Genomic DNA, 17,959 nt, shown 5'->3' with positions numbered 1-17,959 from the left:
GGCAGGGGAATTGCAGCGGACGCAATCGTGTCCGTAACGAAGATCATTGCCGAGACAGGCTGACGATATGATCGAACTGCGCCTTCGTCAGTGGCGATACCGACAGGCGCGATTGGCGGATCATGACCATGTCGGCCAGTGCCGGGTCCGCCTTGATGGTCTTGAGCGTCACGGGCTTCGCCAGCTTCTCCTTCGGCGCGACATGGACCGCGATCCACTTGCCCGTCTCGTCCGTGCTATCGGGCGCGGCTTCCTCCGCGATGGTCATGATGCCGACCGCCTCCACGCCGATATTGCTGTGGTAGAAGATCGCCAGATCGCCCTTGCGCATCGCTCGCATATGCCCCTGCGCCGCGTGGTTGCGCACGCCGTCCCACTCCGCCTTCCCTTTCGCGACCAGATCGTCGTAGGAAAACACGTCGGGTTCCGATTTCATCAGCCAGTAGTTCATTTTGCCTCCTTGCATCAGCGGCCGGGCGCGATCAAGGATGCGTGCATGGATGGCGGCCCCGGCACATGGCGGCCCCCTTATCGATCTTTTGTGGAGAAGAAACGTGTCGCATACGGTGCTGGATCAGGTGCCCGTCCTGTCCCTGGCGGATATGCCCCGGGCGGAATTCGCCCAGGCATTCGGCCAGTCGTTCCAACGGTTCGGTTTCGCCATGGTGAAGGATCATGGCATGGACCAGACGCTGATCGACGAAGGGTGGGCGCTAGCGCGCCGCTTCTTCGACCTGCCCGAAAAGGTCAAGCAACGCTACAATGCCAAGGCCAATGGCGGCCAGCGCGGCTATACAGCGTTCGGCACCGAGATCGCGAAGGGCGCGAGCGAGAACGACCTGAAGGAATTCTGGCATGTCGGCCGCGACCTGCCCGCCGGCGATCCGCTGGCGGAAAGCATGCCGCCCAATATCTGGCCGGAAGAGATGCCGGAATTCAAGCCGGCCTTCGCACGGCTCTATCGCGAATTCGACAGGGTGGGCGCGGAACTGCTGTCGGCGATCGCGCTCTATCTGGGCCTGCCGGAACGCTGGTTCGACGGGCCGATCGAGAACGGCAATTCGATCCTGCGGCTGCTCCATTACCCGCCGGTGTCGCCGGAGGCACCCGGGATTCGGGCGGGCGCGCATGAGGACATCAACCTCATCACCCTGCTGCTCGGCGCGGAGGAAGGCGGGCTGGAACTGAAGGATCGGGACGGCAACTGGCTGCCCGTGGTGCCGCCGCCGGGCGCGCTGGCGATCAATGTGGGCGACATGCTGCAACGGCTGACCAACCATGTGCTGCCTTCGACCAGCCATCGGGTGGTCAATCCGCCGCCGGAACGGCGCGGCCATTCGCGCTATTCGATGCCCTTTTTCCTGCATCTGCGGCCTGACTTCATCATCGACGCGCTGCCCCAATGCGTGACGCACGACAATCCCCGCCGGGATCCGCCGATCAGCGCGCATGATTATCTGACGGAGCGGCTGATCGAGATCGGGCTGATCAAGAAATAGGCAAGGGTTCGACTATTTCCTGCCGCGCCCGAGCGTGATGCCGATTTCCTCGCCGCGTTCCGACAAAGCGAGCTTCACGATCTTCACCTCGACATGGCTGACCTTGTCGTCCTGAAGGAAGATGGTGTCGATGATATGATCGGCGACCGCTTCGATCAGCGTGAAATGGACGCCTTCGGGTAACGCCGTCGATGCGGCATGCTTCAGGTCCATGTAATTTTTGGACTGGGTAAGCGGGGTAACGGGATCATAATGGTCCCCGACTCGCAGCCGGGCGCGAATGGAAATCCGCAGCGGCTGGGGCAGATGCGTTTCCTCCGAATAGATGCCGGTCAGCACGTCGACGTGCAGGTTGTTGACTTCCAAGGTCAGAAAATCGTCAAATACGGTGTGCATAGCTCGCCATATACGGCCCTGCCCGCAACCGGGCGGCAGCCTGTTTAGTCTTTCATTTTGCGGAACGGGCGCTAAAAGCCCGCCGCTCCGGCGCTGCCCCATGCGCCATTGATCGCGGAACGGCAAGACGTGTCACATATCGTGCCCCTCGACACTCAGCCCGAACAGGCGCTCGAACAGCTGCTCGACGCGGCGTTCGGGCTAGATCGCCATGGTCGCACCGCCTACATGATCCGTCGCGGCATGCCCTGGTTGCCTGACCTGTCCTTTGCCATGCTGGATGCGGGTGGCGCGTTCATCGGGTCGTTGCAAAGCTGGCCCGTTGCCCTAACTCAGCCGGACGGCGCACAGGTGCCGCTGGTGATGGTCGGGCCGGTTGCAGTGCGCCCCGATCATCAGAATGGGGGCCATGGCCGGGCGATGATGGACAAGGTCGTGGCGGTGGCGCGCGCCCGAAGCATGGAGCCGCTGATGATGATCGGCGATCCTGAATATTATGGCCGTTTCTGGGGCTTCAGCGCGGACGGCACCGCCGGCTGGACCGCGCCCGGCCCGTTCGAGCAGCGCCGGCTGCTTGCGCTGTCCGTCGATGGCCGGCCGGTCGGCGGTGAGGGGATGCTCGCGCCGCGCATGGCACTCGCGGCCTGACGCGGATCAAATACCCCTTTGCCTTCGGGCAGGGACGCCCCTATCTCCGCCCCATGCCGATGGAGCCCGTCCCCGATCTGTCCACCCTGTCCCTGGCGGACATAGCAAAGCTGGCGCAGGAGAAGCGCCTGCCCCCGGTGGAGACGTGGAATCCCGATCATTGCGGCGACAGCGAGATGCGCATCGCGCGCGACGGCCGCTGGTATCATCAGGGCAGCCCGATCGGCCGCGAAGCGATGGTGCGCCTGTTTTCCACCATCCTGCGGCGGGAAGCGGACGGACGCCATGTGCTGGTGACGCCGGTCGAGAAGCTGGACATTGAGGTGGAGGACGCGCCGTTCGTGGCGGTCGAATTGAAAAGCGAGGGGGATGGCCGCGGCCGCACACTCGCCTTTCGCCTGAACAGCAGCGATGTCGTGACCGCCGGACCGGACCACCCGCTGTCCTTGCGGGAAACGCCAGACGGCCCCCGTCCCTATCTGCATGTCCGTGGCGGCATGGAGGCGCTGATCGGTCGCAACGTCTATTATGAACTGATGAACCTGGCGCTGGACGAATCCGATTCCGGGCAGGACGAACGCGTCGGATTGTGGAGCGGAGGCGCCTTCTTCGCGCTGGACGACGCATCGTGAGGCTGGCGGACCGGCTGCGTGCCGCGCTGGAAGAGGGGCGCGGCTTCACCCTGCCTGACGACGACGCGCGCGATCCGCGCATCGTGGGCGACATCGTCCTGGCTCCCGCCGCCGTACTGGTCGCGATCACCGACCGGGCCGAACCGGGCCTGATCCTCACCGAACGATCCGCGGCACTGCGCAAGCATGCCGGCCAGATCGCCTTTCCCGGCGGCCGGGTGGACGCACACGACACGGACGAGGTTGCCGGCGCGCTGCGCGAGGCGCAGGAGGAGATCGCCCTGCCTCCTTCGCAGGTGGAGGTAGTCGGCACGTTCGATCGCTACCCGACCTTCACCGGGTTCGACATCGTGCCGGTGTTGGGTGTCATCCCGCCCGATCTGCCGCTGCGCGCGCAGGAAGATGAAGTGGCCGACTGGTTCGAGGTGCCGTTGGCATATGCTCTGGACCCGGCAAACCGGATCCGCCGGGAAGTGGAATTTGGCGGGTCGACGCGCCATTATTACGAGATTTTCTGGGAGGAGCGTCGCATCTGGGGGATAACGGCCGCCATCCTTGCCAATCTGTCGCGGAGGCTGGGCCATGACCGTCTGGCTGCCTGACGCGCCGTGGCGGCATCGGCCGGGGCTAGACGGTCTGCTGTCCGCGCTGGACGCCGCGCAGGGCAAGGCCCGTTTCGTCGGAGGGGCGGTGCGCGACGGGCTGCTGGGCCTGCCCGTCAACGACCTGGACGTTGCGACGAGCATCGATCCGCAAGGCGTGGTCGACCGGCTGACGGCGGCGGGGATCAAGGCCGTGCCCACCGGGATCGACCATGGCACGATCACCGCCATTCTGCCGGATGGCCCGGTGGAGATCACGACTTTGCGGCGCGACGTCAGCACCGACGGGCGGCGCGCCACCATCGTCTATACCGACGACTGGCAAGAGGATGCGGCGCGGCGCGACTTCACCATCAACGCCCTTTATGCGGACCCGGCCAGCGGCGCGATCAGCGACTATTTCGGCGGCGTCGCTGACCTGAAAGCGCGGCGGCTGCGCTTCATCGGGGACGCGGCAGCGCGGATCGCCGAGGATCATTTGCGTATCCTGCGCTATTTCCGCTTCCTGTCGCGCTATGGCGGCGACGAGCTGGATGCGGAGGCCTACGCCGCCTGCGTCGACGCGGCCAACAGCCTGATGGCGCTGTCGCGCGAGCGGATCGCGGACGAATTGCTGAAACTGCTGGGTGGCGCGTCCCCCGTCCATGCGCTACATCTGATGGCGGAAGGCGGCATCTTCCAGCCAGTCCTGCCCGAAGTGGAGATGGCAGGCGTTGACCGGGTGGCGCAGTTGATCGCACGCGAGGCGCAGGCGGGAATGGCGCCAGCGCCGCTGCGCCGGCTGGCGGCGCTGCTGCCCCCGGATGCGGCTCTGGCAGATCAGATCGGCGCGCGGCTGAAGCTTTCGAACAAGGCGCGCAAGCGGCTCATGGTGGCGCTGGAGCCGGCGGTGGACGGTGAAAGCGCACGCGCGCTCGCTCACCGGGTCGGTGTGGAGGGCGCGATCGACCGCCTGCTACTGGACCCTGCGCGGCCGGTGGCGGCTGTGGAGGACGTGCGCGACTGGACGCCGCCCATGCTTCCGATCGGCGGCGGCGCGTTGATCGCGCGCGGCCTGCCGGCTGGCCCAGATGTCGCGAAGGCCCTGCAGGAGGTGCAGCAGCTATGGGTGGCGGAGGATTTTCCCGACGCCGCGCGCGTCGATGCGCTGGCCGATCAGATCGTTTCGAAATTCCAGCGCGCCCGCCAATAGTCGAACGCATCCGTTTCGTTCATCGGCTTGGCGAAATAATAGCCCTGCCCCTGCCAGCAGCCCATTTTCTGAAGGGCCAGGGCCAGATCCTGCGTCTCTATGCCCTCGGCAGTGACCTTGAGGTTGAGCGATTCCGCCAGCGATAGGATGGTGCGGACGATCACCGCCTTGTCCCTGTCTTCCAGCATGGAGAAGACGAAGCTGCGATCGATCTTCAATATGTCGATCGGCAGGCTGTGCAGGCTGGCGAGGTTCGAAAAGCCGGTGCCGAAATCGTCCATGGCGATCGACATCTCCAGATCTTTCAGCGCCACCAGCAGCTTGCGCGCCTTGTCTGGATCCGCGATGATCGCGCTTTCCGTGATTTCGGCCGTCATCCGGCGGCCGGCAATGCCCGAATAGCGAAGCGCCTCCTCGAACATCGCACCGACATCGTCGCGCGCCATCTGGATCGGGGACAGGTTGACGTTGACGCCAACGGGCATAGGCTGGCCGAATTTTGCGTCCCAGCGCGCCAGCGCCTGCGCCGCTTCATAGGCCGCCCAGCGCCCAAGCGGGGTGATGAGCCCACTCTCCTCCGCCACGGCGATGAACTCCACCGGGGACACGTTGCCCAGTTCCGCGTCGTTCCACCGCGCCAGCGCTTCAAACCCGGTGATCTCACCGGTCGGCAGGTGGATGAGCGGCTGATAGGCCAGCGTCAGTCCGCCCTGCGCCAGCGCATCGCGCAACCGGCTTTCGATCGAAAAGCGGCGCTGCGCTTCCTTGAGGACGCCGTTACGGTAGATCTCCACCTTGCCGCTGCGCTTGGCGATCTTGACGGCCGCCTGCGCCTTGCGGATCACATCATCCGGGTCGTCGTTCAGATCGACCGAGAGGGCGCAGCCGATGGCACAATCGACCCTTATCTGGAGGTCACTGAGCCTGATCGGCGAGCTCAGCGCTTCGCGGATGCGCTGCACGATATGAAGAGCGTCCGACAAGCCGTTGTTCAGGCGTGCAAAAATGGCAAAGTCATTGCCGCCGATCCGGGCCAGCACATCGCCCTGCCGTAAGCTGGACTTGAGCCGTTTCGCCACGGTGATGAGAAGTTCATCACCCGCCATCGGCCCGAGGGATTCATTGACCCGGCTGAACCGGCTGAGGTCGATGGCAATGATGCCGAATTGCGCATTGTCCGGCCAGATGCTGTTGTTCAGCCGGTCGTCGATCTCCTCACCGAAGCCGGTTCGGTTCGGCAGGGCGGTCAGCCCATCCGACAGCAGTTCGCGGCGCAGATTCTTCTCGATCGCGCGTTCGCTGGTGCGGTCGGTGGCGGTAAAGAGGAATAAAGGCGTTTCGGCATTTTCGGTCGGCAGGCGGCCAAGGGTGCAGAGGAAATATTCCGGCCCCAGCTTTCCATCCCGCCTCATTTCGAAACTGTCGGATTCCCGGTTGGAGCAGGCGAAGCCGGAAACGCGATCCAGCAGTTCGGACCGGATCTTGCCTAGCGACGATGAATCACGGGTCAAGCCAGCCGCGGCGACGAAGCGCCTGTTGCCCTTCACGACGCGGATGCCATCGCCATCGCAGGCGAAGACCGCGGCAAGATGGGGGAAGGCCGCGAGCCATTGCGCCATCCCGATGTCCTGATGCGCGGCATCCTCCCCAGCCAGAGGGGCATCGGTGACCGGTTTTACCGGCAAATTGCGCACCGAAACGGATTCCATGCCCCCGCATTATCGGGAAGGAGTAAATTTTCGGGAAACGTTAAGCGGCTTTGCGACGAACCGAAGTCAATGCGAAAAGCGGCTAATTAGAACCGATTGTCGCGCGGGAACCCGGTCGGCGGCATCCGACCCGCCGCGCCCCGCGCCACCTTCCATGGCAGCATGTCGCTTTCCGTCCGTGTCCGCCCCGACTCGCCGCCCATGGTCCAGCTGAGGCCGTCGGCAAGGCGGAACGCCAGAGCGTCGGAAAGGCCGCCATCCCGGTAGCGTTGCATCTGAACGCCCTGCCCCCGCGCCATCTTCGGCATTTCGGCAAGGGAAAAGACCAGCAGCTTGCGGTTCTCCCCGATCACGGCGATGCTGTCCGCCTCCGCGGGCACGGGGCGGACGACGCTCAGCTTCGCGCCGGCGCGGACATTGACCACCTGCTTGCCCTTGCGCGTTTCGGCGATCAGATCCGCCGCCGCCGCGAGGAAGCCGCGCCCGTCCGACGATGCCAGCAGCAGGTCGCCACCCGGCCGCGCCGGCATCAGGGCCACGATGCTCCCTTCATTGTCCATGTCGACCAGCGACCGCACCGGATCGCCGAAGCCCCGGCCGCCGGGCAACTTGTCCGACGCCAGCGTGTAGACCCGACCGGTCGAGGTCGCCATCAGCAGTTTGTCGGTCGTGTATGCGTGGAAGGCGAATTGTGGGCCATCGCCTTCCTTGAACTTGAGCGTGTCGGCGGCGGCGAGATCGCGATGCCCGCTCATCGCGCGAATCCAGCCGCGTTCCGACAGGATCACGGTGATGGGCTCGCGCTCGATCATCGCCTCCAGCGGGATTTCCCGCGCCGGCGCGGCTTCCTCCACCAGCGAGCGACGGCGGCCGAGATCGGTGTCCGGCCCGTAGCGCTTGCGCAGCGCGGCAAGATCCTTCTTCAGGCGCGTGCGCTGGCGGGCGGGACTTTCCACCAGCTTTTCAAGCTCGTCCTGCTCTTTCAGCAGTTCGGCATGTTCGCGGCGCAGTTCCATTTCCTCCAGCTTGCGCAAGCTGCGCAGCCGCATGTTGAGGATGGCCTCGGCCTGCCGGTCGGTGAGGGCGAATTCCTCCATCATCACCGCCTTGGGCTCATCCTCGGTGCGGATGATCTCGATCACCCGATCGAGGTTGAGGTAAGCGATGATATAGCCGTCGAGCAGTTCCAGCCGATCCGCGATCTTGGCGAGGCGATGCTGCGCCCGGCGCACCAGCACGTCGATCTGGTGCTTGAGCCATTCGATCAGCAGCGGCTTCAACCCCAGCACGCGCGGCGTGTGGCTGGCGTCCAGCACGTTGAGGTTCAACGGAAAGCGGTTTTCGAGGTCGGTAAGGCGGAACAGGCTGTCCATCAGCACCTGTTCGTCCACGGTGCGGGCGCGCGGCTCTATGACGATGCGGATTTCCGTGTCGCTCTCGTCCCGCACATCGGCCAGGATAGGCAGCTTCCGATCGTTGATAAGCGCGGCGATCTGCTCGATCAGCTTCGACTTCTGCACCTGATAGGGAATTTCGGTGACGACCGCGACCCAGGTGCCTCGCCCGCCATCCTCCTTATGCCAGCGCGCCCTGGTGCGGAAAGCGCCGCGACCCGTCGCATAAGCTTCGGAGATGATCGCCGGGCTGTCCACCAGCACGCCGCCAGTCGGGAAGTCCGGCCCCTTCACCAGTTCCATCAGCGCGGCATGATCCGTGTCGGGATCGTCGATCAGCAGGTTGGCGGCGTCGATCAGTTCAGAGACGTTATGCGGCGGGATGCTGGTCGCCATGCCGACCGCGATGCCGCTGGCGCCGTTGGCGAGCAGGTTGGGGAAGAGGCCGGGGAAGACCTCGGGCTCCTCATCCTCGCCATTATAGGTCGGGCGGAAATCAACCGTCCCTTCGTCCAGCCCCGACATGAGGTCGGCGGCCGCCTGCGTCAGACGCGCTTCGGTGTAGCGCATGGCTGCGGCATTATCGCCGTCGATATTCCCGAAATTGCCCTGTCCATCAACCAGCGGCGTGCGCAGCGAAAAGTCCTGCGCCAGCCGCACCATGGCGTCATAGACCGATGCGTCGCCATGCGGGTGATATTTGCCGATGACATCGCCCACCACGCGCGCGCATTTTTTGTAGGGCGTGGTGTTGCGGGCAGGATTGGCGACCAGCATGTCCGGGTTCGCGCCGCCCGGCTCCATCCGCAGCAGGCGCATCGCCCAGAGAAGGCGACGATGCACCGGCTTCAGCCCATCGCGCAGGTCCGGCAGCGACCGCGCCGTAATGGTGGAGAGCGCATAGACGAGATAACGCTGCGAGAGCGCTTCGTCGAACGGATGATCCTTGATGGCGTCGAACGGGTCGCGGAAATCTGTCATCGCGGAGGGCTTAGCAAAGCAGGCACGAAACGGAAACGGTTTCGCTCAACAGCCCGTGATGAGCATGTCGAGGGCTGATCTAATCCTGTTCGCCAAAAATGCAGCAACCGGGCCAAGGTGGCGCGCCGACATCACCACGGAAAATAGATCATCAGCGCGGGAAATAGATTCCGTCGGGATCGGCAGCGACCGTGTCGGCGAATTCAGCGCAGATCCAGTCCCGGAAAGCCTTCACCTTGGGCGTGTTGCGGGTGTGGGCAGGATAGACGATCCAGTAGCTCGCCAGCTCCCGCACATAGGAAGGCACCGCTTCGACCAGCAGCCCCGCCTCCACCTCAGCCTTCCAGAGGAAGTGGTTGAGGATGGCGACCCCCTGGCCCGCAATGGCGGCCCGCCCTTCCATAACCTGGCTGTCGAGCGCGATGCCCGGCGGGCCGAAGGCGGGATCGTCCTCTACACCCATGGCGGCGAACCATTCATGCCACCACATATCGTCGGGCGACAGGCGCGGCATCGCGTGCAGCGCCTTCGCATCCACGATCGGGCCGTTCCGCGCCAGCCAGCCGGGGCTGCACATCGGCACCAGCCTGTTGTGGGTCAGCAGCCGTGCCTCCAGCCCCGGCCATTCGCCCCTTCCGCCCCGGATCGCGAGGTCCACGCCATTCCTCGCAAGATCGACGACGGCATCGTCGGCCTGGATCCGCACCGCCAGTTGAGGATGCCGCATCTGGAACGCGCCGACGCGGGGTGCGAGCCAAAGATGGGCGAAGCTGTTGGTGCAGCTGATCGTCAGCACCGACGAATGATCCTGCGTCAGCGCGGCAAACCCCTCGCGCATCTGGTCGAACGCCCGCGTCAGGACAGGCGCGATCTCCCGCCCCTTGTCGGTCAGCAAAACGCGCCGCCCCGCCCGCTGAAACAGGCTGATGCCCAGCCGCTCCTCCAATAGCTTGACCTGATAGCTGACCGCCGCCTGGGTCATGCCCAGTTCCTGCGCGGCGGCGGTGAAATTTTCCAGGCGCGCGGCGGCTTCAAACACGCGGATGGCGGACAGGGGCGGAAGCGCGGACATCCCGATAATGATAAGCTAGACTTATATGACATATCCAGTCTTTTGTTGGCGTTCAGGCGGCAAAAGGGCCAGTTTACGGGCAGCGGGGATACCGCCTCACCGAAGGCACCAGATCAAGGAGGACATTATGCGCGACGAACAGGAAGATCGGCTGTGGCAGTCCGGCCGGGCCAAGACATATGATCAGATCGACCAGCTGCTGGGCCGGATCATGCAGGCCTTCTGCGTGCTCCACCGGATCAGCTGGTCCGCGCCCTGGAATCCGGCACCGTCCTGTCGGCGCTGAAAGGGCAGCGCGCAAGTGGCGCTCGGTCAAATTTGCGGTTGAAGTTTCGGAGATAGCCGCCACCTTGCGGCCGTGCCCGATTCCGCTCTAGCCCCTGCCATCGCCCTGCCCCCTCCGCCGCTTTCGCTGCTGGAGGGCGCGGCGCTGTTCCTGGATTTCGATGGAACGCTGACGCCGCTCGTCCACAGGCCGGACGCGGTGAGCGTGGACGATGCGTTGATCGACCTGCTGGCGCGGCTGCGCGACCGGCTCGATGGACGGCTCGCCATCGTGAGCGGGCGATCCATAGCGACTTTGAAGGAACTGGGCTTTGGCGATTTCCAGCTGGCCGGCACGCACGGCCTGGAGTTCGCCAAGTCCGGCGAAACGGTCGAGGGGCCGGGCCGCCTGCCCGCCATCGACGCGGTCCAGCGCGCCTTTCACGCCTTTGCCGACGAGCGGCCCGGCCTGCTGGTCGAACGCAAGTCGATCAGCGTCGGCCTGCATTTCCGGGGTGGGCCGCAATGGGGCGCGCAGGCCGACGCCCTTGCGGAACGCCTTGCCGCCGAACATGGCCTGATCGTCCAGCGCGGCAAGATGATGGTGGAATTGCGCCCTGGTGGTGCGGACAAGGGCAGCGCCGTTCAGGCCCTGATGCGCCTGCCCGAGATGAATGACGGCGTTCCCGTCTTCATCGGGGACGATGTGACGGATGAGGAAGGCTTCATCGCGGCCTCCGAACTGGGCGGCGCTGGCATATTGGTCGGCGTGCCGAGGCCTACCGCCGCGAGCTTTTGTTTGGAACAGGTTGCCGCCGTCAGGCATTATCTTGCGCAAGGGGCTGCCCAGCTTGGCTGACAGGCGGCCCTTGCTCGTGACATTCGACCAAGGGGGACAGACCGATCAGCAACAGCAACGATAGTCTCTTGGCCGGAAATGGGCGGACGCTCGACCTCTGGCCCATCGGCAATTGCCAGGCGTCGGCGCTGATCGACCGCACTGGCCGGATGATCTGGGCCTGCGTGCCTAGGGTGGACGGCGATCCCGTGTTTTCGGCCTTGCTGGACGACAAGGACTGGGATGATCCCCAATCGCGCGGCTTCTGGGCGATCGAACTGGAAGGCTGCGTCGCGGTCGAACAACATTATATCCGCAACACGCCCATATTGGTGACGCGCCAGCAGGATGCGCAGGGCAATGCCATCGACATATACGATTTCTGCCCGCGCCACCGGCACAAGGGGCGGATGTATCGGCCCGTCGCCTTCGTCCGAATCGTGCGGCCGGTTGCCGGATCGCCCCGCATACGCGTGAAGCTGCGTCCGACGACGAGCTGGAACGCCGACCCGGTGCCGATTAATTACGGCTCCAACCATATCCGCATGGTCCTGTCCTACATGGCGATGCGCGTGTCCACCAATGCGCCGATCGGCCTCATCAGCCAGGAAAGCTGGTTCCGGCTGGAACAGGACATGCATTTCTTCATGGGGCCGGACGAAGGCTTTTCCGATGCGCTGCGCCCGGCGATCGAGCGGATGCTGGACGATACCATCAACGAATGGCAGCTCTGGGTACGCGGCCTCGCCATCCCGGCGGAATGGCAGGAAGCGGTCATCCGTTCCGCCATCACCTTGAAGCTCTGCCAGCATGAGGAAACCGGCGCGATCGTCGCCGCGCTCACGACCTCGATTCCCGAACATGCCGACAGCGGCCGCAACTGGGACTATCGCTACTGCTGGGTCCGCGACGCTTATTACACGGTCGAGGCATTGAACCGGCTCGGCGCGCTCGACGTGCTGGAAAGCTACCTCGTCTATCTGCGCAACATCGTGGACGGGGCGAAGGGCGGCCATATCCAGCCGCTCTACGACGTGCGCGGCAATGCGACGCTGACCGAATGGGAGGCGGAGAGCCTGCCGGGCTATCGCGGCATGGGACCGGTTCGCGTCGGCAATGCCGCCTACAGCCAGATCCAGCACGACGCCTACGGCCAGATCGTCCTGTCTTCGGTTCAGGGCTTCATCGACCAGCGCTTGCTGCGCATGGCGGGCCACGCCGATTTCGAGGCGTTGGAGATTGTCGGCGAGCGCGCATGGCAGGTCTATGACCAGCCGGACGCGGGCCTATGGGAACTGCGCACGCGTGCCCATGTCCATAGCTACAGCGCTGTCATGTGCTGGGCCGCATGCGATCGGCTGGCCCACGCCGCAACGGCACTAGGCCTCGATATGCGGGCAGCACACTGGCAGAATCGCGCGGATAGGATGCGCGAACGGATCCTGACGAGCGCGTGGCGCGAGGACAGCCAAGCCATCTCCGCCAATTTCGAGGATGATTCGCGCGACGCGTCTCTGCTCCAGCTGCTCGACCTGCGCTTTCTGACAGCCGACGACCCCAAGTTCGTTGGCACGCTTGCGGCGCTGGAGGCGGACCTGCGGCGCGGTAACGACATGCTGCGCTACAGCGCGCCCGACGATTTCGGCGAGCCGGTGACGGCGTTCAACGTCTGCACCTTCTGGCTGATCGAGGCGCTGCACCGGACCGGCCGCACCGAGGAGGCGCGCAGCCTGTTCGAGGAGATGCTGTCGCGCCGCACCGCCGCCGGCCTGCTGTCCGAAGACATCGATCCCCAGACCGGCGAATTGTGGGGCAATTATCCGCAGACCTATTCGCTGGTCGGCATCATCAACTGCGCCGTGTTGCTCAGCAAGCCGTGGAGCGTGATGCGATGAGCCGGCTGATCGTCATCTCCAACCGGGTCAGCCGCCCGAACAAGTCCGGCAATCAGGGCGGCCTCGCGGTCGCGCTGGCGCAGGCGCTGCGCGAGAGCCGCGGCATCTGGTTCGGCTGGTCGGGAGAGACGACTGACGCCTTCACCGGCCATATCGGCTTTGCCGAGGATCAGGGGGTGAAGACCGCGACGATCGACCTGGAAGAACAGGATGTCGACGAATATTATAACGGCTATGCCAACAAGACGCTGTGGCCGCTGTTCCACTTCCGCATAGACCTTGCCGAATATGCCCGCGATTTCGAGGGGGGCTACAACCGCGTCAACAAGCGGTTCGCGGAGACCGCGAGCCCGCTGATCGAACCGGACGACGTCATCTGGGTGCATGACTATCATCTGATCCCGCTGGGACAGATGCTGCGCGACCGGGGCCTGAAGAACCGGATGGGCTTCTTCCTCCACATCCCCTGGCCACCCACGCGCCTGCTCGTGTCCCTGCCCCATCACAGCAAGCTGGTCAGCACCCTCTTCGCCTATGATGTGGTGGGTTTCCACACCGAGGAGTGGCTGGAGTCTTTCCGCCATTATGTCGAGCGCGAGATGGGCGGCACCGTGGACGGTGACTATGTCACTGTGGGCGACCGCACCATCCAGGCGATCGCCTGCCCGATCGGCATCAACGCGCAGGAGTTCAAGGATGCCGCCGACAGCGAAACGGCGCAGGCGATGTTCGGGAAGGTGCGCGCGTCGCTGCAGGACCGGCCTCTCGTTGTCGGCGTGGACCGGCTGGATTACAGCAAGGGCTTGGAAGAGCGCTTCAACGGCTATGCCCGCTTCCTGAAGGATCATCCCGAACATCATCGCAAGATCGTGTTGACGCAGATCGCGCCGCCGTCTCGTGGCGATGTGGAGAGTTATCAGCAGATCCGCGCCACGCTGGATTCGCTCGCCGGACGCATCAACGGCGAATATAGCGATGTGGACTGGACGCCGATCCGCTATGTCAACCAGGGCTATCCGCGCGACGAACTGGCCGGCATCTACCGCGCAGCGAAGATCGGGCTGGTGACGCCATTGCGCGACGGCATGAACCTCGTCGCCAAGGAATATGTCGCCGCGCAGGATCCCAAAGACCCCGGCGTCCTGATCCTGTCGCGCTTTGCGGGCGCGGCGATGCAACTCAAGGACGCGCTGCTCATCAATCCCTACAGCCCGGAGGAAATGTCCGACGCGATCCTGCGCGCGCTCGCCATGCCGCTGGACGAGCGGCAGCGCCGCTGGCGGGCGATGATGGACAGCGTGGAAAAGCAGGATATCCGCTGGTGGCGGGAAGTGTTCACCAGCCGCCTTATGGCTGTCGAGCGGGAGCCGGCGGCAGCGGAAACCGAAGACGCTGCCGGTTGAACCCGGCCGGGCGTGTCGCTAATCCGGGCGGATGGAACACGACAACGATCCGACCGGCCTGTGGCCCGCCATCCGTGCCCGATCCGGCGTGATCCTCGGCGCGGTGGGCCTCTTCGCCTGGCTGGCGCTGATCTGGTTCATGTTCGGGGACGTGCTCTAGCGCAAAGCAGCGCTTGGTCCCTTGCACATAAAATCCCGCTTGGCCGCCCTTCCCTGCGGCGTTAGCGCGCGGCCATGACCGACGCGCCGCAAAAACTCTGGAGCCACTATCGCAGGGCCGTCCCCCCCATGCAGCCGGGCCAGAGACGGTTCGACCGGCTGAAGGCTGCCGCTGGCGCCATCGTCGGCATTGGTGTCACCGGCCTGCTGTGCGGACTGGTGCTGGGCGACGGCGTGTACCTTCCCCTGCTGGTCGCACCGATGGGGGCGTCCGCCGTGCTGCTCTTCGCCGTACCCGCCAGCCCGCTGGCGCAGCCATGGCCAGTGCTGGGCGGCAACGTCATATCCGCGCTGGCCGGCATCTTCATCGGCAAGGCGATATCTGATCCCACCCTTGCCGCTTCGTTTGCCGTGGGAGCGGCAATCGCGGTCATGACCCTGCTGCGATGCCTGCATCCGCCGGGCGGCGCCGTCGCCCTGTCGGCGGCGCTAGGCGCCAAGGGCACGGCTGCCGGCTATATGTTCGCGCTGACGCCCGTTGGCGTGAATACGCTGGCGCTGCTTTGCGTCGCCATCCTGTTCCACAAGCTCGCGGGCCATAATTATCCCCACGTCGCGCCCAAGCCGGCGACGCCGCATAGCACGACCGACCCAGCGCCGCTTGAAAGAGCAGCGCCCAGCAAGCAGGACGTAGCCGCCGCCCTTCATGGCTATGGCGAGGCGCTGGACATCGATCCTGCGGATTTGCACCATCTGCTTGCCGACGCCGAACTGCGCGCCGCCGAGCGGGCGCATGGTGCGACCTGTTGCGGCGACATCATGTCGCGCGACATCCTCTCCGCTACGCCGTCCATGCCGCTGGCGCAGGTCCGCGCGCTGATGCTGGAGCGCCACCTGCTGACAGCACCGGTACTGGATGAGGCACGACGGGTGCAGGGCATCATCGGAGCGCTCGATCTGGCGCGGGGCGGAGACACGGCAGGCGACATCGCCCGTCCGCCGCTGCTGGTCCATGCCGACACGCCCCTCGCGCGGCTGATCGGCCCGTTGGGCAGCGGAATACACCACAGCGCCATCGTCATAGACGCGGACCACCGGATGCTGGGGCTCGTGACGCAGACGGACCTGCTTGCCACTCTCGCGCTGCGACTGCGAACCTCGTGAAAACAGCCTTTAAGGCGCGACCTGCCCCAGTGGCGCGGCGGCGATCAGCACATTGCCGAACATGACCAGGCCCGCCACGATCATCAGCGCGCCGCGCTTGCGCTCGCGCTTCTTCACGATCGCGTAGACACCGCCGCCGGTCAGCAGCACGCCCGCCAGCATCAGGATGGAAAGGATGGTTCCGGACATGCCCCTGCCATAAGCATCAAGCTGGACGGTGGCAATTGCCGGCCCGTCCCCCTATGAGGCGCGCAGAAACGAATCACCTGCTGGTGAAGGGACGCGCCCACCCATGAAGATCGCCATCGCCTCCGATCATGCCGCCGTCGATCTGAAGGCCGAGCTTGCGCAATGGCTGCGCGACGAAGGGCATGAGGTGGACGATCTTGGACCGGCAACGGCGGACCGGGTCGATTATCCCGATTATGGTTACAAGCTCGCGACGGTGATAGCATCCGGCGCGGCGGAACGCGGTATCGCGCTCTGCGGATCGGGCATCGGTATCTCCATCGCCGTCAACCGCAATCCGGCATGCCGCTGCGCGCTGGTGGGAGAGCCGCTGTCGGCCGCCCTTGCGCGCGAGCATAATGACGCCAATGTGATCGCCATGGGCGCGCGGTTGACCGGCATCGACATGGCCAAGGCCTGCGTCGCCGCTTTTCTGACCACCGATTTTGGCGGCGGCCGTCATGGTCCGCGCGTCGACAAACTCTCCAATCCCGCGCTCTGAAAGGACCAGAGATGAGCACCGACACCCTCTCTCCCGCCATCCGCCAGGACGGCTTCTTCAGCGAAGACCTCGCCAGCGCGGACCCGGAAATCTTCGACGCGATCGGCAAGGAACTGCAGCGCCAGCAGGACAAGATCGAACTGATCGCGTCCGAGAATATCGTGTCGAAGGCCGTGCTGGAGGCCGCCGGCTCCATCTTCACCAACAAATATGCCGAAGGTTATCCCGGCAAGCGCTATTATGGCGGCTGCGAATATGCCGACGTGGTGGAAACCCTCGCGATCGAACGCGCCAAGCAGCTGTTCGGCGCGAACTTCGCCAACGTCCAGCCCAACAGCGGCAGCCAGATGAACCAGGCGGTGTTCCTGGCACTGCTCCAGCCAGGTGATACCTTCATGGGCCTCGATCTGTCGTCGGGCGGCCACCTGACCCACGGATCGCCGGTCAACATGTCGGGCAAATGGTTCAAGCCGGTCGCCTATGGCGTGCGCCAGGACGATCATCTGATCGACATGGACGAGGTCGCCCGCATCGCGCGGGAGAACAAGCCCAAGCTCATCATCTGCGGCGGCACCGCCTATTCGCGCGTGTGGGACTTCAAGCGCTTCCGCGAGATCGCGGATGAGGTCGGCGCCTATTTGCTGGCCGACATGTCGCACTTTTCGGGCTTGGTGGCGGGCGGCGCGCACCCTTCGCCGGTGCCGCACGCCCATGTCACGACGACCACCACGCACAAGTCGCTGCGCGGCCCCCGCTCGGGCATCATCCTGTCCAATGACGAGGCGATCGCAAAAAAGCTGAACAGCGCGATCTTCCCTGGCCTGCAAGGCGGCCCGCTGATGCACATCATCGCCGCCAAGGCGGTCGCGTTCAAGGAAGCGCTGACGCCTGAATTCAAGGCCTATGCGCATCAGATCGTGGCGAACGCGAAGGCACTTAGCGAGACGCTGGCCGATGCCGGCCTGTCGATCGTGTCGGGCGGCACCGACAACCACCTGATGCTGGTCGACCTGCGGGCGAAGAACACCACCGGCAAGGCAGCCGAAAAGGCGCTCGACCGCGCCTATATCACCTGCAACAAGAATAATGTGCCGTTCGACACCGCCAGCCCGTTCGTGACCTCGGGCGTCCGCCTCGGCACCCCGGCCGGTACGACGCGCGGCTTCCGCGAGGCGGAGTTCCGGGAAATCGGCCGCCTAATCGCTGAAGTCGTCGAAGGCCTGAAGCGCAATGGCGACGAAGGCGATGGTCAGGTCGAAGCGCATGTGCGTGAAAAGGTGCTTGGGCTGACCGCGCAGTTCCCGATCTACTAAGGACGAAGAGAGCCGTTCGTTTCGAGCTTGTCGAGAAACGGGTCTTACGCCAGGGTTTCTCGACTTCG

19 protein-coding genes are annotated in these 17,959 nt (G+C 64.8%); 13 read left to right on the top strand and 6 right to left on the bottom strand.

Annotated elements, in window-relative coordinates; genetic code table 11:
* Positions 1 to 43: 43 nt before the first annotated feature.
* A complete protein-coding gene (locus tag ACFQ24_RS22460; protein WP_380915356.1) occupies positions 44 to 451 on the bottom strand; it encodes an EVE domain-containing protein in 408 nt (135 codons plus the stop codon).
* Positions 452 to 554: 103 nt separating this feature from the next.
* Here ACFQ24_RS22460 and ACFQ24_RS22455 point away from each other — a divergent pair, with 103 nt between their 5' ends.
* Positions 555 to 1,499: an isopenicillin N synthase family dioxygenase gene (locus ACFQ24_RS22455; RefSeq protein ID WP_380915354.1), complete on the top strand. Its 945-nt coding sequence runs from the start codon at positions 555 to 557 to the stop codon at positions 1,497 to 1,499.
* Positions 1,500 to 1,511: 12 nt separating this feature from the next.
* Here ACFQ24_RS22455 and ACFQ24_RS22450 read toward each other — a convergent pair whose 3' ends face one another.
* On the bottom strand, positions 1,512 to 1,895 hold the full coding sequence (locus ACFQ24_RS22450) for a dihydroneopterin aldolase (protein ID WP_380915352.1): 384 nt from the start codon (positions 1,893 to 1,895) through the stop codon (positions 1,512 to 1,514).
* Between the two features lie 129 nt (positions 1,896 to 2,024).
* On the opposite strand from ACFQ24_RS22450, the gene ACFQ24_RS22445 reads away from it, so the two are divergent.
* From ACFQ24_RS22445 to ACFQ24_RS22430, 4 genes are read left to right on the top strand one after another with little or no spacing between them, the layout of a single operon-like run.
* Entirely contained in the window at positions 2,025 to 2,543 is a 519-nt protein-coding gene (locus ACFQ24_RS22445) for a GNAT family N-acetyltransferase (protein ID WP_380915350.1), read from the top strand.
* Positions 2,544 to 2,596: 53 nt separating this feature from the next.
* On the top strand, positions 2,597 to 3,175 hold the full coding sequence (locus ACFQ24_RS22440) for a DUF1285 domain-containing protein (protein ID WP_380915348.1): 579 nt from the start codon (positions 2,597 to 2,599) through the stop codon (positions 3,173 to 3,175).
* Entirely contained in the window at positions 3,172 to 3,777 is a 606-nt protein-coding gene (locus ACFQ24_RS22435) for a CoA pyrophosphatase (RefSeq protein ID WP_380915346.1), read from the top strand. The genes ACFQ24_RS22440 and ACFQ24_RS22435 overlap by 4 nt, the downstream gene beginning before the upstream one ends.
* Positions 3,758 to 4,969, top strand: a complete 1,212-nt coding sequence (locus tag ACFQ24_RS22430) for a CCA tRNA nucleotidyltransferase (RefSeq protein ID WP_380915344.1) — start codon at positions 3,758 to 3,760, stop codon at positions 4,967 to 4,969. The genes ACFQ24_RS22435 and ACFQ24_RS22430 overlap by 20 nt, the downstream gene beginning before the upstream one ends.
* Here ACFQ24_RS22430 and ACFQ24_RS22425 read toward each other — a convergent pair.
* The 3 genes from ACFQ24_RS22425 to gcvA form a co-directional block, all read right to left on the bottom strand.
* A complete protein-coding gene (locus ACFQ24_RS22425) occupies positions 4,933 to 6,678 on the bottom strand; it encodes a putative bifunctional diguanylate cyclase/phosphodiesterase (protein WP_380915342.1) in 1,746 nt (581 codons plus the stop codon). The genes ACFQ24_RS22430 and ACFQ24_RS22425 overlap by 37 nt on opposite strands.
* 86 nt (positions 6,679 to 6,764) lie before the next feature.
* The gene (gene parC, locus ACFQ24_RS22420) at positions 6,765 to 9,053 is read right to left on the bottom strand and encodes a DNA topoisomerase IV subunit A (protein ID WP_380915340.1); all 2,289 of its coding nucleotides are present in this window, start codon (positions 9,051 to 9,053) and stop codon (positions 6,765 to 6,767) included.
* A 151-nt stretch (positions 9,054 to 9,204) separates the two neighbouring features.
* The gene (gene gcvA / locus ACFQ24_RS22415) at positions 9,205 to 10,125 is read right to left on the bottom strand and encodes a transcriptional regulator GcvA (protein WP_380915338.1); all 921 of its coding nucleotides are present in this window, start codon (positions 10,123 to 10,125) and stop codon (positions 9,205 to 9,207) included.
* 127 nt (positions 10,126 to 10,252) lie between these two features.
* On the opposite strand from gcvA, the gene ACFQ24_RS22410 reads away from it, so the two are divergent.
* From ACFQ24_RS22410 to ACFQ24_RS22385, 6 genes are all read left to right on the top strand, one after another.
* On the top strand, positions 10,253 to 10,411 hold the full coding sequence (locus ACFQ24_RS22410) for a hypothetical protein (RefSeq protein WP_380915336.1): 159 nt from the start codon (positions 10,253 to 10,255) through the stop codon (positions 10,409 to 10,411).
* Positions 10,412 to 10,483: 72 nt separating this feature from the next.
* The gene (gene otsB / locus ACFQ24_RS22405) at positions 10,484 to 11,248 is read left to right on the top strand and encodes a trehalose-phosphatase (RefSeq protein WP_380915334.1); all 765 of its coding nucleotides are present in this window, start codon (positions 10,484 to 10,486) and stop codon (positions 11,246 to 11,248) included.
* Between the two features lie 104 nt (positions 11,249 to 11,352).
* On the top strand, positions 11,353 to 13,122 hold the full coding sequence (locus ACFQ24_RS22400) for a glycoside hydrolase family 15 protein (RefSeq protein ID WP_380915471.1): 1,770 nt from the start codon (positions 11,353 to 11,355) through the stop codon (positions 13,120 to 13,122).
* Positions 13,119 to 14,525: an alpha,alpha-trehalose-phosphate synthase (UDP-forming) gene (gene otsA / locus ACFQ24_RS22395; RefSeq protein ID WP_380915332.1), complete on the top strand. Its 1,407-nt coding sequence runs from the start codon at positions 13,119 to 13,121 to the stop codon at positions 14,523 to 14,525. Before ACFQ24_RS22400 ends, otsA begins: the two co-directional genes overlap by 4 nt.
* Positions 14,526 to 14,556: 31 nt before the next feature.
* Positions 14,557 to 14,685: a hypothetical protein gene (locus tag ACFQ24_RS22390; protein WP_380915330.1), complete on the top strand. Its 129-nt coding sequence runs from the start codon at positions 14,557 to 14,559 to the stop codon at positions 14,683 to 14,685.
* Positions 14,686 to 14,759: 74 nt separating this feature from the next.
* Entirely contained in the window at positions 14,760 to 15,848 is a 1,089-nt protein-coding gene (locus tag ACFQ24_RS22385) for an HPP family protein (RefSeq protein WP_380915328.1), read from the top strand.
* A 9-nt stretch (positions 15,849 to 15,857) separates the two neighbouring features.
* On the opposite strand, the gene ACFQ24_RS22380 is transcribed toward ACFQ24_RS22385, so the two are convergent.
* On the bottom strand, positions 15,858 to 16,037 hold the full coding sequence (locus ACFQ24_RS22380; RefSeq protein WP_380915326.1) for an LPXTG cell wall anchor domain-containing protein: 180 nt from the start codon (positions 16,035 to 16,037) through the stop codon (positions 15,858 to 15,860).
* Positions 16,038 to 16,140: 103 nt separating this feature from the next.
* On the opposite strand from ACFQ24_RS22380, the gene rpiB reads away from it, so the two are divergent.
* On the top strand, positions 16,141 to 16,578 hold the full coding sequence (gene rpiB, locus ACFQ24_RS22375; protein WP_380915324.1) for a ribose 5-phosphate isomerase B: 438 nt from the start codon (positions 16,141 to 16,143) through the stop codon (positions 16,576 to 16,578).
* A gap of 11 nt (positions 16,579 to 16,589) precedes the next feature.
* Positions 16,590 to 17,891, top strand: coding sequence for a serine hydroxymethyltransferase (gene glyA, locus ACFQ24_RS22370; protein WP_380915322.1), 1,302 nt, complete (start codon positions 16,590 to 16,592; stop codon positions 17,889 to 17,891).
* Positions 17,892 to 17,959 lie beyond the last annotated feature (68 nt).

Origin of the sequence: Sphingobium olei (assembly GCF_042678845.1) — a bacterium.
Classification (GTDB): domain Bacteria; phylum Pseudomonadota; class Alphaproteobacteria; order Sphingomonadales; family Sphingomonadaceae; genus Sphingobium; species Sphingobium olei.
This window is presented reverse-complemented; position numbering and strand designations above follow the sequence as displayed.

Excerpts from the sequence above, each read along its gene's own strand:
- ACFQ24_RS22430 (WP_380915344.1), top strand. The coding sequence starts at position 3,758 with ATGACCGTCTGGCTGCCTGACGCGCCGTGGCGGCATCGGCCGGGGCTA.
- ACFQ24_RS22450 (WP_380915352.1), bottom strand. The coding sequence starts at position 1,895 with ATGCACACCGTATTTGACGATTTTCTGACCTTGGAAGTCAACAACCTG.
- ACFQ24_RS22380 (WP_380915326.1), bottom strand. The coding sequence starts at position 16,037 with ATGTCCGGAACCATCCTTTCCATCCTGATGCTGGCGGGCGTGCTGCTG.
- parC (WP_380915340.1), bottom strand. The coding sequence starts at position 9,053 with ATGACAGATTTCCGCGACCCGTTCGACGCCATCAAGGATCATCCGTTC.
- ACFQ24_RS22425 (WP_380915342.1), bottom strand. The coding sequence starts at position 6,678 with ATGGAATCCGTTTCGGTGCGCAATTTGCCGGTAAAACCGGTCACCGAT.
- ACFQ24_RS22440 (WP_380915348.1), top strand. The coding sequence starts at position 2,597 with ATGCCGATGGAGCCCGTCCCCGATCTGTCCACCCTGTCCCTGGCGGAC.
- ACFQ24_RS22460 (WP_380915356.1), bottom strand. The coding sequence starts at position 451 with ATGAACTACTGGCTGATGAAATCGGAACCCGACGTGTTTTCCTACGAC.
- ACFQ24_RS22385 (WP_380915328.1), top strand. The coding sequence starts at position 14,760 with ATGACCGACGCGCCGCAAAAACTCTGGAGCCACTATCGCAGGGCCGTC.
- ACFQ24_RS22410 (WP_380915336.1), top strand. The coding sequence starts at position 10,253 with ATGCGCGACGAACAGGAAGATCGGCTGTGGCAGTCCGGCCGGGCCAAG.
- rpiB (WP_380915324.1), top strand. The coding sequence starts at position 16,141 with ATGAAGATCGCCATCGCCTCCGATCATGCCGCCGTCGATCTGAAGGCC.
- ACFQ24_RS22390 (WP_380915330.1), top strand. The coding sequence starts at position 14,557 with ATGGAACACGACAACGATCCGACCGGCCTGTGGCCCGCCATCCGTGCC.
- gcvA (WP_380915338.1), bottom strand. The coding sequence starts at position 10,125 with ATGTCCGCGCTTCCGCCCCTGTCCGCCATCCGCGTGTTTGAAGCCGCC.
- otsA (WP_380915332.1), top strand. The coding sequence starts at position 13,119 with ATGAGCCGGCTGATCGTCATCTCCAACCGGGTCAGCCGCCCGAACAAG.
- glyA (WP_380915322.1), top strand. The coding sequence starts at position 16,590 with ATGAGCACCGACACCCTCTCTCCCGCCATCCGCCAGGACGGCTTCTTC.